Origin of the sequence: Aureimonas sp. AU12, from assembly GCF_001463705.1 — a bacterium.
Taxonomy (GTDB): domain Bacteria; phylum Pseudomonadota; class Alphaproteobacteria; order Rhizobiales; family Rhizobiaceae; genus Aureimonas.
Genome location: NZ_BBWH01000005.1, coordinates 21,000 through 34,924 on the forward strand (window position 1 = coordinate 21,000; position 13,925 = coordinate 34,924).

Sequence of the window (13,925 nt, forward strand, 5' to 3'; positions counted from 1 at the left end):
CGAACTCGTCCTCAGGCGCCGTAGCGCCGCATGGTTTCGCGGTTGGTCGTCACGGCAGCAGTGGGATCGGCGGCGGCCTCGGCCGACTCCTCCTCCAGCACCAGCCAGCCGTTGAAATGCGGCGCCGAGCGCACGATCTCGATCACCGCCCCGGTGTCGCAGGCGCCCTTCCCCAGCATCGCCCAGGTGCCGGTCGCGTCGACATCCTTGAGATGCAGGTAGCGGATGCGCTCCTTGTGGGTGCGCAGCGTGTCGAGGATGTCGGCGTGGCCGCGCAGGATGTGACCGGTGTCGGGCACCCAGCCGACGAGCACGGGATCGAGCAGCGCGAAGAGCGTGTCGTAGTCGCCGCGATCAAAGAGCAGCGTGTCATGATGCGAGCTCGGATGGACGGCGACCTGGACACCCGCCGTGCGGCCCAGCGCGCCGGCGCGGTTGTAGACCTCGGCGGCGACGCGAAACTTGTCCTCGCGCGGGCCGTCCGACATCACCGTCGCCGAGCCCATCGAGACGAGCGCGCCGGGAAAGCGTCCGGCGAAATCGAGCCAGCGCTTCACCGCCTCCAGGTCGTTCTCCACCTCGTCGGCCTCGGTGAAGCCGCTCTTCGAACCCATCGCGAAGGAGACGAGTTCGAGGCCGTGATCGCTAAGCGAGCGGCCGAATTCGCCCGGCTTGCCGGCATAGTGGCCGATCATCGTGTCGGTGATCTCGATGCCGGCGTAGCCGGCCCCGGCAATGGCTTCGAGAAGGTCGTCGGGGCCGCCGCGGAAGTCGTCGCCCAGCATTTCCCAGGTGAAGGTCTGGCATCCGACCTTGAGGTCCGTCGTGGTCATGTCGGTCATTCCTTGACGCCGCCCTGCGTCAGCCCCTCGATGATGTGGCGCTGGAACACAAGGACGAGAGCGATGAGCGGTACGGTGACGACAACGGACGCGGCCGCGATGTCGCCCCAGGGCACGTAGTAGAGGTTGGTGAAGTTGGCGATGCCGACCGGGATCGTCTGGTGCTCGATGGTGGAGGTGAAGGCGAGCGCGAACATGAACTCGTTCCACGCCGCGATGAAGGCCAGAAGCCCGGTGGTGACGAGGCTCGGCAGCGACATCGGCAGGATAATGCGGAACAGGAGGCCCAGCGTCGAGACGCCGTCCATGCGCGCGGCCTCGTCGATCTCGCGCGGCAGGGTCTCGAAATAACCGAAGAGCACCCAGGTCACGAGCGGCAGGCCGAGCGCCACGTAGGTGATGACGAGGCCGGCGAACGTGTCGAGGAGGCCAAGGTTGGCGGCCACGAGATAGAGCGGGCCGACGAGCGCGATCTGCGGGAACATCGAGATCGACAGGATCAGTCCGAGAACCCCGAACCGGCCCTTCACGTCGAGCCGCGACAGGGCGAAGGCCGCGAGCGCCCCAATGAAGAGGCAGACGATCGTGGTGAGGCCGGCGACGATCACCGAATTGATCACGTAGTCCTGAAACTGCTTCTCGACGAAGATGTTGCGGTAGTGCTCCCACGTGAACGGATCGGGGAAGAAGGTCGGCGTCCCCGCCGTCAGCTCGCGGTCGAGCTGGAACGAGGTTGAGAGTTGCCAGACGAAGGGCCCGCCCGACCAGAGAAGGATGAGCGCCCCGCCGAGATAGAGGACGAAGCTGTGCAGGAACGGCCGGGTCTCGTTCATCCCGCCCTCCGCATTTGGCGCACCACGAAGATACCGAAGCCGACGGCGATGATCGCCTCGGTGACGAACATCGCCGTCGAGATGGTCGAGCCGTAGCCGAACTGCAGGGTCGAGAAGAGGATCTTGTAGGAAAGCGTCGAGAGCGTCTCGGTGGAATCGGCGGGGCCGCCGCCGGTCAGCACGTAGACGAGGTCGAAGACGCGGAAGGCATCGAGCGCGCGGAACAGGCCGGCGATGAGGAGCGTCGGCCAGAGCAGCGGCAGACGCACGTTCCAGAAGCTCGCCCAGCTCTTGGCGCCGTCCATGCGCGCCGCCTCGATCAGCGATTTGGGAATGGTGTGGAGGCCGGCGAGCAGCAGGAGCGCCATGAAGGGCGTCGTCTTCCAGACGTCGGCGAAGATGATGGTGCCGAGCGCGTTGTCGACGGAGCCGTACCAGTTGACGTTGGCGTCGATGAAGCCGGCCTGCAGCAGCAGGTAGTTGACGAGACCGTGCTGCCCGTCGAAGAGCCAGCCGAACATCTTCGAGGTCACCACCGTCGGCATCGCCCAGGGCACGAGCATCGCCGCGCGCACGATGGCGCGGCCGCGAAACGGCTCGTAGAGGAGCAGCGCCATGGCAAGGCCCAGCACCGTCTCGGCCAGCGTCGAGACGAGCGTGAAGGTCAGCGTGTGCCACCAGGCGTTCCAGAACAGCGTGTCGTTCCAGAGCAGCACATAGTTCGCGAGTCCGACGAAGTCGTTCTCCTGCGTCACCAGCGAGGTGTTGGTCAGCGACAGCCAGAGCCCGTTGAGAATGGGATAGACCGAGACGGCGCCAAGCGAGACGAAGGCGGGCAGCAGCAGCAGCCAGGGCGACATCTGCCGCCGGGCGAACAGTCCGGCCCCCTTTCGGGGACCGGACATCAGGGCCGCGTCGGCGAAGGCGGCAGCCATCAGGCGACGATGGTGGTGATGCGCTGGGCGGCGGCGTCGAGCTCCTTCTGGATGTCGCCCGAAACGAGCGCGCGGGAGACGCCGGACTGCACGGCGAGTGTCACCTGCGCGTATTTCGCGGTGACCGGGCGCGGCGTCGCGCCGGTGAAGACGGGCTTCAGCGTCTGCATGAACGGCTGCTCCGCGCCGAGCTTGGCGCTGTCGAACACGGCCGGGCGGGTCGGCGCGAGGCCGAGCTGCAGTGCCGTGTGAAGCTGCGTGTCGGGCGAGGCCATCCAGGTCAGGAAGTCGACCGCCGCCTCGCGGTTCTTGGTGTTGGCGTTGATGCCGTACTGGTAGCCGCCGAGGCAGGCCGCGCTCTTGCCACCGGCAAAGTGCGGGAGTGGTGCGACACCGACCTTGTCCACCACCGATGAGCCGCTCGGATCCTGCGCGATCGGGTAGACGTAGGACCAGTTGCGCAGGAACGCCGCGCGGCCGCCGGTGAAGGGCAGACGCGAGGGCTCCTCGTCCCACGAAAGGACGTCGGAGGGCGAGATCTTCGTCTTGTTGATCGTGTCGTGGAGGAACTGGACGGCCTGCACCGCCTTGTCGCTGTTGATCGCCGCAGACTTGCCGTCGGCCCCGAGAATCGACCCGCCGTTCGAAGCGATGGCTTCGACCACGTCGCAGACCAGGACCTCGGCCTGCTTGCCCTGCCAGAGATAGCCGAAATCGACCTTGCCGGACTTCTGCATCTCGGCAGCGATCCCGGCCATCTCGTCCCAGGTCTCCGGCACCTTGGCGCCGGCCGCCTCGAGCAGATCCTTGCGGTAGTAGAGCATGCCGCTGTCGACGAACCAGGGCAGCGCGGTCAGCTTGCCCTCGTAGGTGCAGGCCTCGATCAGGCCGGGGAAGAAGTTCGAGCGCTCCGCCGCCGGGAAGTATTCGTCGAGCGGCAGGGCCCAGCCGGCGCCGGCGAACTCGGCGATCCAGACGACGTCCTGCGTGAACACGTCGGGCGTGCCGGAGCGGCGGGCCAGCTGCTGCACCAGCGCCTGATGCACCTCGGTCGATGAGGACGGCGGCGGCAGCTCAATGTATTTGACCTGAACCTTCGACTGGGACTGATTGTACATGTCGACGATCTCCGCGATCGTCTGCTTGCCGAAGAACCGGGCGCTGGCGAAGGTGATCTCGGTGCGCGATTGCGCCCGCGCCACACTCGGGAAACCCGCCATCATCGCGCCGCCGGACAGGCCGCCGAAGACCGCCGCGCCGGCCATCAGGCCCGCACCCTGCAGGAAGCGGCGGCGGTCGGTCGGGGCGTTGACGGCGGACGCAGCCGCAGGCGCCGCCTCGCAGGCGGGCGTTGCGGCGTCGTGACGCGTCGGCGCGCCGACAGGCATGTCGGTTTCAAACTTGGACATCGTTCTCTCCCAGTGCCCGGCGGCTCGTTGTCCGCGGATCGCTTTTGATTGTCCTGCAGTCTGCGCTGATCTCGCTGGCAGTCAAGCAGAATCACGCACAAAAGCGCACGATACTCGCAAACACGGCTTGAGAAATGCCGCATGCTGGCGCATCAACGACGGGAGCCGTCCCGGGAATTCGAGAAGACGGCGAATGGAGGATGGGATGAAACCCTTGCGGATCGGCGTCGTCGGCTGCGGCAACATCGCGATGACCTACATGCGCAATGCCGCGCTGTTTCCCGGCGTTCGCCTTGCGGCCTGCGCCGATCTCTCGCCCGAGATGGCGGCGCTGCGCTCGCGCGAATACAGCGTGCCTGCGATGGGCGTGGACGAACTGATCGCCTCGCCCGACATCGATCTCGTCCTCAACCTGACGATCCCGACCGCGCATTTCGACGTCTCGATGCGCGCGCTCGCCAGCGGCAAGCATGTCTTCACCGAGAAGCCGCTCGGCGTCACCGCCGCGGAGGGCCGGCGCATCGTCGCGGAAGCGGGGGCGCGCGGCCTCCTCGTCGGCTCGGCGCCCGACACGTTCCTCGGCGCGGCCGGTCGGCTCGCCCGCCGACTAATGGACGAGGGCGCGATCGGCACCCCCGTCACCGGCACCGCCTTCATGATGGGGCGCGGCATGGAGCACTGGCACCCCAATCCGCAATTCTACTACCAGCCGGGCGGCGGGCCGGTGCTCGACATGGGGCCGTATTACATCACGATGCTCGTCAGCCTGCTCGGGCCGGTGGCGCGGGTCTCGGCGGTCTCCCGCAAGGGGCAGAAGGAGCGCACGATCACCGCCGAGGGCCCGTTCCAGGGCACGAGTTTCGCGGTGGGAACGCCGACGACCGTGATGGCGCTGCTGGAATTCCAGTCGGGCGCGGCGGTGACGCTGTTGATGAGCTGGGACGTCTTCGCTCACGGCAACCATCCGATCGAACTGCATGGCACGGAGGGCTCTCTGCGCCTGCCCGACCCCGACACGTTCGGCGGCACAGTGGCGCTCAATGCCCGCGGCACGGGCTGGGACGAGCGCTCGACGGCGGGCAGCCTCCACGGCGCAATCAACTGGCCCTTCGCCGCGCCCGACCGCGCCAACTACCGGATGCTCGGCGTCGCCGATCTCGCCGAGGCGCTGCGCACGGGGCGCAAACCCCGCGCCTCGGGCGATCTCGCATTGCACGTGCTGGAGATCATGGAATCGGTACTGACGGCCGGCGAGACCGGAACGCCCGTGGACATAGCGCCCGCCGGCGACGTGCGCCCGGCCGCGCTCGGTGAAGCCGAGGCGGCGGCCCTCCAGGCGGGTTGAAACCATCGCTGCGGATGGTCAGCACACCGTGATCTGCACGTCGGCCGCGTCGAGCGCCTCGCGCAGCACGCCGTCGGGCTCGGCGTCGGTCACCAGATGCTGGATCCGGTCGAGCGGCGCAATGCGGGCAAAGGCTTCCGCGTCGAACTTCGAGCTGTCGATGAGGAGCACCGTGCGGTCGGCGATGTCGATCATCGCCGCCGTTCCCACCGCCTCCTCCAGCCGGCCGACCGAAGGCCCGGCGGCCGAGAGCGCGGCCGCACCGATCACCGCCGTATCGGCGCGGATGCCGGCGACGCTCGGGAAGCCGATCGCGCCGATCGTCACCTGCGACACCGACCAGTAGGCCCCGCCGAGAATCTGCAGCGCCCGCACGCTGGCATCCGACACGACGGGGGGAATGCGCATGTTGTTGGTCACCAGCGTCAGATCGCGGTGCCCGCCGAGCTCGCCGGCAAAGTAGCATGTGGTCGAGCCGCCGTTGAGGATCAGCGTCTCGCCGTCGCGCACCAGCCGCGCCCCGGCCCGCGCGATGCGCAGCTTGGCATCGGAATGCTCGTCCATGCGCTGGCCGAGCGTCGTGTCGACGCGCACCATCCGGTCGTTGCGCACGGCGCCGCCATGGGTGCGCACCAGCAGCTCGCGCTCTTCGAGAACGTCGAGATCCCGGCGGATCGTGTCGCGCGAGACGTCGAACAGCGCGACGAGTTCGGCGACCGTCACCTGCCCGCGCTCGTTGAGAAGGTGGATGAGGCGGTTCTGGCGCATGGCCGGAAGCGCGGCGGTCCGCTCGCTCGTCTCGCGTCTCGTCTCGCCGTCGTCCATGTCGCTGTCGTCCCGTGGCTCGCCCCGTCGCCAGCCGCTGGCCACCCGCTTAAGATGCAAAGCGTCCCGCGACAAGCCGCCCTTCGTTCAGAAGGGCCTGGCTTCGCGCATCTTCGCGATCGCCTCGGCCATGAGGGCGAGGTCGCGGCGCGAGTCCGCAAGGTCCGTCGCGGGCGTGGTGCCGTCCTGGATGTGGCGATGGAAGACCCGCAGCTCGTTGGAGAAGGCATCCGAGTAGATCGGCGCCAGCGTGCGCGTTACCGGCCCGTCCGGTCCCGCCTCCGTCACTTCCAGTCGCGTCGGCAGCGAGCGAATGTAGGGCGTGTCGTAGATGATGCGCACGCGCTTCGTGTTGGAGCGCACCTCGATCATCGCGTCGAAGAGGCCGAGATCGTCGACCACGGCGTCGTAATTGCAGACGAAATGGCCGTAGTCGAACATGACCGTGGTGTTGGCGCCGCCATTGGTGCGATGGGCGGAGACGACCCCTTTGGGATCACCGAGCAGTCCGCGCATCGCCGAGATGTGGTGCGACGACAGGGCCGTGAGCCCGCGATAGGCGCGCACGAGATCGGCCGGCGCATCCTGCCCCACCACTTCGCGGATCAGCGCCTCGCGGTCGGCGGCCCCACGCTTCAGCAAGTCGGGGTCGATGTCGGTGGGGTACAGGACGGCCTGGCTCTTCTGCAGGAAATGCCGCCCTTCGGAGATCAGGTCGTAGATCCGCGCATGGGTGATCTCCTCGAAGGCCGGCAGCGCCTTCAGGCCCTCGGTGTAGGCGGTGGCGTAGCGGCGCATGTAGCCGACGAAGATCGTCTTCTCGTAGCCCTGCGTCAGCGCCAGAAGCTCGTCGACCTCGCGCACGGTGAGGCAGGCAGGCTTTTCCAAAAGGATGTGCTTCTTGGCCTCCACCGCCAGTTTAACGAAGCGCTGGTGGGTATCGTCCGACGAGAGCACGAAGACGACGTCGATGTCCGGCGAGGCGATGAGCGCCTCGGCCGACGCGAAGGCGACGGCGCCCGGGTTCTCGCCGGCCGCCAGATCGAGAAGGCTCCTGGAGACGTCGAAGAGCCCGGCGACGCGCCAGAGATCGCGCTGGTCGCGCAGCACCGGCAGGTGGATGGACTGGGCGACTTCGCCGAGGCCGATGAGGCCGACGCGCAGGATGGGCAAGGTTCGAACTCCTCGAAATGCGAAAGGATGGGCGTCAGCGCGTGCCGGTGACGAGCGCCACGAGATCGTTGCCGCTGACCTCGGCGGCGCGCACGCTGGCCGCCATGCGACCGGCCCGCATCACCCAGACCTGATCGGCGAGGCGGCGCACCTGATCGAAATTGTGGCTGACGAGAACGACGCTGACATGCTCGGCCTTCAGCCGGCGGATGAGCGTCTCGACATTGCCCGTCTCCTGCACGCCGAGGGCCGCGGTCGGCTCGTCCATGACGACGAGCTTGGCCCCCGCCCCGACCGCGCGGCAGATCGAGATCGCCTGCCGCTGGCCGCCCGACAGCCGGCGCACGCGCTGGTCCACCGAGGGCACGTTGATCGACAGATGCGAGAGCATGCGCGCCGCCTCGCGCCGCATGGCGCGCCGGTCGAGAAAGCGGAACGGACCCACCCGCCGGACGATCTCGCGGTTGAGGAAGAGGTTCTGCGCCACCGTGAGTTCGTCCACCAGCGCGAGGTTCTGGTGCACCGTCTCGATGCCGGCCTTGCGGGCGCCGTCGGGGTCGGCATAGGGCTTGTCGCGCCCATTGAAGCGGATCGCGCCCTCGTCGGGCTGGTGGACGCCGACGAGGCAGCGGACCAGCGTCGACTTGCCCGCTCCGTTGTCGCCGATCAGTGCCGTGACCTCGCCGGGCCGGGCGAAGAACGACACGTCGTGGAGTGCGCGTACGGCGCCGAAGGTCTTGCCGAGCCCTTGGCAGGAGAGGACGGCGTCGCCGGGGATCGCATGGGGAACCGCCGTCATCGCTGATACCGCATCACGAGGGCCGCGAGCACGACGATTATGCCGACCGCCAGCGGTTGATAGAAGGGAGAGACGCCGAGCAGCGTCAGCCCGTTGACGAGGCAGGTGAGCATCAGCGCGCCGAGCACCGGGCCGAGAATGCTGCCGCGCCCGCCGAAGAGCGAAACGCCGCCGAGCACCACGGCGGCGACCGAGTTCAAAAGCAGGTTGGTGTTGATCGTCGGCTCGGCCGAGCCGATGCGGGCGACGAGCAGGATCGCCGCGATGCCGGCGCAGACGCCCGAGATCGTGTAGGCGGCGACGCGGACCGCATCGGTGCGGATGCCGAGCGAACGGGCGGCTTCCTGCTGGCCGCCGGTGGCGAGAAGATGGACGCCGAAGCGCGTGTGATAGAGCGCGACATGGGCCAGACCCGCCACCGCGAAGGCGACGAGGACGGGATAGCCGAACGGCCCGACCGAGCCCGAGGCGAGGCGCAGAAGAAAGATCGAACCGACCGTCGTCGGCACGCCGCCCGAAAGGATCAGGCCGAGGCCGGTGATCGCCGAGAGCGAGCCCAGCGTCACCACGAAATCGGGGATCTTGCCGCGGGTGATCAGCATTCCGTTGCAGAAGCCGACGAAGCTGGTGACGACGAGCGCGGCGAGGCACGAGAAGAAGATCGGCATCCCGGCGGCATCGAGCAGCCCGAGCACGATTGAGCCCAGCATGATCGTCGCAGCGAGCGACAGGTCGATGCCGGCGGTGGCGACCACGAAGGTCTGGCCGACCGAGATGACGATGAGGATGGCGGCGGCCAGCAGCACGGCCTGGAAGTTGGCGAGCGTCAGGAAGACCGGCGAGGCGAGGCCGAAGACGATGACGAGCGCGATCAGCCCGACGGCCGAGGCCCAGTCGGCCCAGAAGGCGGGATCGAGGAGACGCGCCGCCCCCGAGGGGCGACGCTCCTTCCCGGCCAGCGAGGCGGGCACGGTTCCGCTCATTTCGCGAGGAGATCGCGGAACGGATCGGGATAGTCGCCGCCCGGCCGCGGGAAGTTGTCGAGCGAGGCCTTGGCATTGGCCTTGTTGACCACGAGCACCGGCGCGTCGACCTTGGCCGGCAGCGTCTTGCCGGCAATGGCGGCGGCGCAGGCCTCGACGCCCATCGCGCCGACGACGTAGGGGTACTGCGCGACGGTGGCGGCCATACCGCCCTCCGCCACCGACTTCATCGCGTCGACGATGCCGTCGAGCCCGATGACCTTCACCTCGGTCTTGCCGGCCCCCGCCACCGCACGCTGCACGCCGAGCGCCATGATGTCGTTGGCGGCGAAGAAGCCGGCGACATCGGGATGGGCCTGGAGAATGTCGGTCGCGGCGGTGAAGGCCTTTTCGCGGTCCCAGTCGGCGCTGACCAGCGTCGCCACTTCGAGCTTGCCGTCGGTCGCTTCCTTGAAGCCCTGGATGCGGGCGTTGGAGCCGAGATCGCCGACGATGCCGGCGATGAGCGCGACCTTCGACCGGGCCGGCACGAGCTTCAGCATCTCTTCGCCCGCGAGGCGCCCGGCGGCGACATTGTCGGTGCCGATATAGGTGGACACGGCGAAGCCCGCCGCCTTCGCCTGCTCGCCGTCGATCTGGCTGTCGATGTTGACGATCGGCTTGTTCTTCTGCGCCACCGGCACGAGCGCCCGCACGAGATTGGTGGTCGAGATCGGGTTCAGCAGGTAGCAGCCGTAATCCTGCAGGGCCATCGCGGAGAGCCGGTCGGCCTGTCCGCTCTGATCGCCCATGTTCTGTGCCGCCTGCACGGTGACGGGCACAACGAGCGCCTTCGCGGTCTCGTCGATGCCGCGCTGCATGTATTGGAAGAAGGGGTTGTCGAGCCCCTTGATCACGGCGGCGACGCCCTTGGCGTCCTGTGCTGCGGCCGGCATCGCGGCCGTCAGGGCGATCAGGCCCGCACCCAGCAGGCTCCCTACGCTTGCGCGCATCATGCGTTCCTCCCTCGGATGGCCTCCCGCATGGATCTTCGTCCGCTGGGAGCCCTGGCTGCGATTGATCGCGCTGGCGGCTGCGGGTTCGCCCGTCTTCTGCCGTCCAGATGACTAGTGGTGCGACCATATGCGCAGGCCGTCAAGCGATCGATGCGATTTCATGCGCTTTTCTGCATCACCACGCATGCGAGCCGCTGGCTTTACGTCGAAAGGTCGAAATGCTCGCCGGGTCGCATCGGATGAAAGTGATCGGACGCCAGACCGGCCGCGCGCAGGGCCTCGGCGAGGTCGGCGACAGGCTGGTCGAGCCCCTCGTCGGAGAGGTTGAACGTACCCCAGTGAAAACCGAAAGCCCGCGCCGCACCAATATCCTCGAGAATGCGCACGGCGTCGGCGGGCGAGACGTGCTGATCTCCCATGAACCAGCGCGGCTCGTAGGCGCCCATCGGCAGGATGGCGATGTCGGGAGTGCCATGGCGCTCGCGCAGGGCGCGGAAGATCCGTCCATCGCCATAGCTGGTGTCGCCGCTGTGGTAGATCGTGGTTCCCGCGCCGCTGACGAAGAACCCGCTCCAGAGCGCCATCCGCCGGTCGCGCAACGCCCGGGCCGACCAGTGGTTGGCGGGCGTGAAGCTCGCTTCGACACCGGCCCCGAGGATGACCGTGTCGCCCCAGTCGCCGGTCTCCACCGCGACGCCGGGAATGGCGCGGCGCAGGAGCGTGTCGTTGCCGAGCGGCGTGACGATGCGCGGCCCGTCGCGTTCGTGAAGCCGCGCAAGTGTCCCCAGATCCATGTGATCGTAGTGATTGTGGGTGAGAAGCACCGCGTCGATCGGCGGCAGGTCCTCGAAGCGAATGCCGGGCGCGTCGATCCGGCGCGGACCGACGCGGCGAAACGGGCTGACGCGCTCGGACCAGACGGGATCGAACAGAAGGTTCAGCCCCGCCATCTGCAGCAGCATCGAGGCATGGCCGACGAAGGCGAGACGCGGCGCCTGCGAGCGCCCGGGCGGGCGATCCGTCGGAAGCGCCGCGCGGGACGCCGGCCAGAGTGAGCGGTTGCCGGCGAGGCGCCAGCGAAGAATCGAGCGAAACGACTTGTCGGGCGCCTGTCCATAATTTGAGAAGCGCAGACCGTCGAAATGATCCGTCGCCGGGCCGTCGTAATAGGGGTTCTTCATTGCGGGGGTCCTTCCGGGCGCAACCGGTCGGCCTTCAGATAGGAATGCGGCGGGCTCCGGCGAACCCGGCCAGTCGCCTCATCGCTCGACGGCGATCAATCGTCGTCCGCTGCATCGCCGGCGAGGCGACCCCGGCGCCAGTAGGCGACCACGAGATGCTGGCTCTTCTTCAGGCCCACCGCCTTCCGGCAATGACGCCGGATCGCCTTGAACGCCTCGAACTCGGCGGCCGCCCAGACGAAGACCTCGCCCTCTTCCGGCCAGGCGACGCGCTCGGCCGCCTCGGCCAGAAGCGTGGTCGTACCCGCCGGACGCTCGCCGCGGTGCAGCCATTCGACGATCATTCCGCGCGGATGCGACAAATCCTGCTCTTCGCCGGCATCGGCCACCTCGATGAGGGCATGCCCACGGGCCGTTGCGGGCATTTCCGCAAGGATGCGCGCGATCGCCGGCAGCGCAGTTTCGTCGCCCAGAAGCAGCGTCCAGTCGGCCGGCGAGACGTCGCCGCCGCCGGGCCCGAGCATGCCCACGAGATCGCCCGGCCGCGCCTCGCAGGCCCAGCGGCAGCCGACGCCCGGCGGATCGTGCAGCGCCACGTCGATGTCGAGATGGCCGGCCACGGGGTCGATGCGGCGGATCGTGTAGACCCGCGTCGCCAGCGTGTCCTCGCCGGTCGGCCAGACCGGCATCGCCGCCGGACCGGCATGCGGCCAGACGGGAATGCGGCCCTCCGGCGGAATGGCGAGACGCACATGCAGCCCGCCCGTGGCGAAGCGGGCCAGATCGAGCCCGGCCAGCCGCACGCGCTGCATGCGGGGCGTCAAACGATGGGCCGAGACGACGCGCATCTCGCGGAAATGCGCGAGGTCCCGCACATCCGCTCCATCGCCCGTCCAGCGCAGAAGCGGGCAGCGCGCGCCGAGCACGGCTTGGACGTAATAGGCGGCAGCACCCCGGGCGATGCCATGGGCCCCGGCCTCCTCGCCCTCGACGGCGATGCGGAGCATCTGCGCCTCGAAGCGCAGCCGGGTGCGCGTGCCATAGAGGTCGAACACCGTCTCGGCATCGACGGCGGCATCGGCCGGCATATCGTCGGGCAGATGGACTTTGAGATCCCGCAGGAAGGCTGCGGGATCGTCCAGCGGAACGGCGAGATGGGCCACGAGCCGGCTCATGCAGGCGTCGCCAACTGCCGTGTCTCGCTCGCCCTCGCTCGTTCCATGCGCATACGGTCCCCACCGACATTCGTCGCGGCATCCGTAAACAATCATGACGAGTTTGGTCAAGATTTGCTGGCGATCGACGCCCGACCCGTCACCGCATTCGCAGCGTCACCTTCAGCGGCCTGTGGTCCGATGCTGGCGCGCCCTCGGCCACGACCTCGGCATCGACGAGGCGCAGATCGCTGCTCGCGTAGAGCCGATCGAGCGCCACGAGTGGGCGTCGCGCCGGCCACGAGGGTCGTCGCACGGTAAGCGGCAAGACGGCCGAGAGACGGCGGTGGACGCCGCCCTCGCCGCGCCATTCGTTGAAATCGCCGAGCGCGACCGTCGCCTCGCCGGGCACCGCGAGACCGGCGAGGAACGCGGCCTGCGCGCGGCGGGCCTGCGGCCTCAACCCGAAATGCGCGGCGAGAACCCGCACCCGCCCGAGCGGCGTTTCGACCACGCCTTCGATGGCGGCGCGCGGTTCGAAGCCCGGTCCCGGCAGGGCGTGGATGGTGGCGGCGAGGATCGGCCAGCGCGACCAGAGGAGATGCCCGTATTCGCGGCCCGCAGCGCCGAAGAGCCTCGCCTCGACACGATGGCCCGGCAGCCCTTCGGCCAGCCGTTCGAACGCCTGCGGCAGGCGGCCCAGATGGGCGCGCCCGTCCACCTCCTGGAGAGCGACCACGTCGGCGTCGATCGCGCGCAAGATCCGGAGGGTGCGTTCGGGATCGGGCCGACGCCCCTCGCCCTTGAAGCCGTGGATGTTCCAGCTGGCGAAGGTGAGCGTCGCCGGGTTCGTCATCGCCTCAGTGCGCGACGCGATCGCCGACGCCGCCGCCTGTCACGGTGCGCAGGATGAGGAGAAGATCGCCGACGAAGGAATGGTTGGCGAGGTATTGCGCCTCGACCGCGACGAGCCGGCGGGGATCGGACATGTCGATATGCTGGACCTGTGCCAGACCGGTGATGCCCGGCGTCTGCGCGAAGATGCCCTTCGCCTCGCGCTCGGCAATCAGCTCGTGCTGCATCGGCAGGCAGGGGCGCGGGCCGACGAAGCTCATCTCGCCGCGCAGCACGTTCCAGAGCTGCGGCAGCTCGTCGAGCTTCCACTTGCGCAGGGTCATGCCCAGCGGCGTAACGGCCGAGCGCGGCGTCTCGTGCGAGGCCGCGAGCACCGTGTCGGCGCGCATGGTCCGCAGCTTGTAGCAGGTGAAGATCCGATGCTCGCGGCCCATGCGCTGCTGCACGAAGAGGCCGGGGCCTTCGCTGTCACGCCGGATGAGCCAGATGAGGATGAGAATGGGCAGGCCGAAGACGAGAAGACCGCCAAGGCTTGCCACGATATCGAACACGCGCTTCATGGCCCATGCGATTGCAGCAAGAACGCCGCCGGGGCA

14 protein-coding genes are annotated in these 13,925 nt (G+C 68.4%); 1 reads left to right on the forward strand and 13 read right to left on the reverse strand.

What is annotated here, in order from left to right:
* Window positions 1-11 precede the first annotated feature (11 nt).
* The 4 genes from AUL33_RS02775 to AUL33_RS02790 are packed head-to-tail and all read right to left on the reverse strand — an operon-like array spanning window position 12 to window position 4,019.
* On the reverse strand, window positions 12-833 hold the full coding sequence (locus tag AUL33_RS02775; RefSeq protein ID WP_062203554.1) for a sugar phosphate isomerase/epimerase: 822 nt from the start codon (window positions 831-833) through the stop codon (window positions 12-14).
* Between the two features lie 5 nt (window positions 834-838).
* Window positions 839-1,675, reverse strand: coding sequence for a carbohydrate ABC transporter permease (locus AUL33_RS02780; protein ID WP_062203424.1), 837 nt, complete (start codon window positions 1,673-1,675; stop codon window positions 839-841).
* Window positions 1,672-2,580 carry a carbohydrate ABC transporter permease gene (locus tag AUL33_RS02785; protein WP_062203556.1) on the reverse strand — a complete coding sequence of 303 codons (909 nt, stop codon included), beginning with the start codon at window positions 2,578-2,580 and terminating at the stop codon, window positions 1,672-1,674. The genes AUL33_RS02780 and AUL33_RS02785 overlap by 4 nt, the downstream gene beginning before the upstream one ends.
* Before the next feature lie 29 nt (window positions 2,581-2,609).
* A complete protein-coding gene (locus tag AUL33_RS02790; protein ID WP_244491915.1) occupies window positions 2,610-4,019 on the reverse strand; it encodes an ABC transporter substrate-binding protein in 1,410 nt (469 codons plus the stop codon).
* 205 nt (window positions 4,020-4,224) lie between these two features.
* Here AUL33_RS02790 and AUL33_RS02795 point away from each other — a divergent pair, with 205 nt between their 5' ends.
* The gene (locus AUL33_RS02795; protein ID WP_082652278.1) at window positions 4,225-5,364 is read left to right on the forward strand and encodes a Gfo/Idh/MocA family protein; all 1,140 of its coding nucleotides are present in this window, start codon (window positions 4,225-4,227) and stop codon (window positions 5,362-5,364) included.
* 18 nt (window positions 5,365-5,382) lie between these two features.
* Here AUL33_RS02795 and AUL33_RS02800 read toward each other — a convergent pair whose 3' ends face one another.
* From AUL33_RS02800 to AUL33_RS02840, 9 genes are all read right to left on the reverse strand, one after another.
* Window positions 5,383-6,189 carry a DeoR/GlpR family DNA-binding transcription regulator gene (locus tag AUL33_RS02800; protein ID WP_082652270.1) on the reverse strand — a complete coding sequence of 269 codons (807 nt, stop codon included), beginning with the start codon at window positions 6,187-6,189 and terminating at the stop codon, window positions 5,383-5,385.
* Between the two features lie 87 nt (window positions 6,190-6,276).
* Complete coding sequence (locus AUL33_RS02805; protein ID WP_062203426.1) at window positions 6,277-7,362, reverse strand: Gfo/Idh/MocA family protein; 1,086 nt, start codon at window positions 7,360-7,362, stop codon at window positions 6,277-6,279.
* A 34-nt stretch (window positions 7,363-7,396) separates the two neighbouring features.
* The gene (locus AUL33_RS02810; protein ID WP_062203427.1) at window positions 7,397-8,161 is read right to left on the reverse strand and encodes an ATP-binding cassette domain-containing protein; all 765 of its coding nucleotides are present in this window, start codon (window positions 8,159-8,161) and stop codon (window positions 7,397-7,399) included.
* Entirely contained in the window at window positions 8,158-9,144 is a 987-nt protein-coding gene (locus tag AUL33_RS02815; RefSeq protein ID WP_062203428.1) for an ABC transporter permease, read from the reverse strand. The genes AUL33_RS02810 and AUL33_RS02815 overlap by 4 nt, the downstream gene beginning before the upstream one ends.
* On the reverse strand, window positions 9,141-10,139 hold the full coding sequence (locus AUL33_RS02820) for a substrate-binding domain-containing protein (protein WP_244491917.1): 999 nt from the start codon (window positions 10,137-10,139) through the stop codon (window positions 9,141-9,143). Before AUL33_RS02820 ends, AUL33_RS02815 begins: the two co-directional genes overlap by 4 nt.
* Before the next feature lie 200 nt (window positions 10,140-10,339).
* Window positions 10,340-11,320: an MBL fold metallo-hydrolase gene (locus AUL33_RS02825; RefSeq protein ID WP_062203429.1), complete on the reverse strand. Its 981-nt coding sequence runs from the start codon at window positions 11,318-11,320 to the stop codon at window positions 10,340-10,342.
* A 95-nt stretch (window positions 11,321-11,415) separates the two neighbouring features.
* The gene (locus AUL33_RS02830) at window positions 11,416-12,495 is read right to left on the reverse strand and encodes a siderophore-interacting protein (protein ID WP_062203430.1); all 1,080 of its coding nucleotides are present in this window, start codon (window positions 12,493-12,495) and stop codon (window positions 11,416-11,418) included.
* 139 nt (window positions 12,496-12,634) lie between these two features.
* A complete protein-coding gene (locus AUL33_RS02835) occupies window positions 12,635-13,330 on the reverse strand; it encodes an endonuclease/exonuclease/phosphatase family protein (RefSeq protein WP_062203431.1) in 696 nt (231 codons plus the stop codon).
* Window positions 13,331-13,334: 4 nt separating this feature from the next.
* On the reverse strand, window positions 13,335-13,889 hold the full coding sequence (locus tag AUL33_RS02840; RefSeq protein WP_062203432.1) for a sugar transferase: 555 nt from the start codon (window positions 13,887-13,889) through the stop codon (window positions 13,335-13,337).
* Between the last annotated feature and the right edge of the window lie 36 nt (window positions 13,890-13,925).

Excerpts from the sequence above, each read along its gene's own strand:
- AUL33_RS02775 (WP_062203554.1), bottom strand. The coding sequence starts at position 833 with ATGACCACGACGGACCTCAAGGTCGGATGCCAGACCTTCACCTGGGAA.
- AUL33_RS02780 (WP_062203424.1), bottom strand. The coding sequence starts at position 1,675 with ATGAACGAGACCCGGCCGTTCCTGCACAGCTTCGTCCTCTATCTCGGC.
- AUL33_RS02785 (WP_062203556.1), bottom strand. The coding sequence starts at position 2,580 with ATGTCCGGTCCCCGAAAGGGGGCCGGACTGTTCGCCCGGCGGCAGATG.
- AUL33_RS02790 (WP_244491915.1), bottom strand. The coding sequence starts at position 4,019 with ATGTCCAAGTTTGAAACCGACATGCCTGTCGGCGCGCCGACGCGTCAC.
- AUL33_RS02795 (WP_082652278.1), top strand. The coding sequence starts at position 4,225 with ATGAAACCCTTGCGGATCGGCGTCGTCGGCTGCGGCAACATCGCGATG.
- AUL33_RS02800 (WP_082652270.1), bottom strand. The coding sequence starts at position 6,189 with ATGGACGACGGCGAGACGAGACGCGAGACGAGCGAGCGGACCGCCGCG.
- AUL33_RS02810 (WP_062203427.1), bottom strand. The coding sequence starts at position 8,161 with ATGACGGCGGTTCCCCATGCGATCCCCGGCGACGCCGTCCTCTCCTGC.
- AUL33_RS02815 (WP_062203428.1), bottom strand. The coding sequence starts at position 9,144 with ATGAGCGGAACCGTGCCCGCCTCGCTGGCCGGGAAGGAGCGTCGCCCC.
- AUL33_RS02820 (WP_244491917.1), bottom strand. The coding sequence starts at position 10,139 with ATGATGCGCGCAAGCGTAGGGAGCCTGCTGGGTGCGGGCCTGATCGCC.
- AUL33_RS02825 (WP_062203429.1), bottom strand. The coding sequence starts at position 11,320 with ATGAAGAACCCCTATTACGACGGCCCGGCGACGGATCATTTCGACGGT.
- AUL33_RS02830 (WP_062203430.1), bottom strand. The coding sequence starts at position 12,495 with ATGAGCCGGCTCGTGGCCCATCTCGCCGTTCCGCTGGACGATCCCGCA.
- AUL33_RS02835 (WP_062203431.1), bottom strand. The coding sequence starts at position 13,330 with ATGACGAACCCGGCGACGCTCACCTTCGCCAGCTGGAACATCCACGGC.
- AUL33_RS02840 (WP_062203432.1), bottom strand. The coding sequence starts at position 13,889 with ATGAAGCGCGTGTTCGATATCGTGGCAAGCCTTGGCGGTCTTCTCGTC.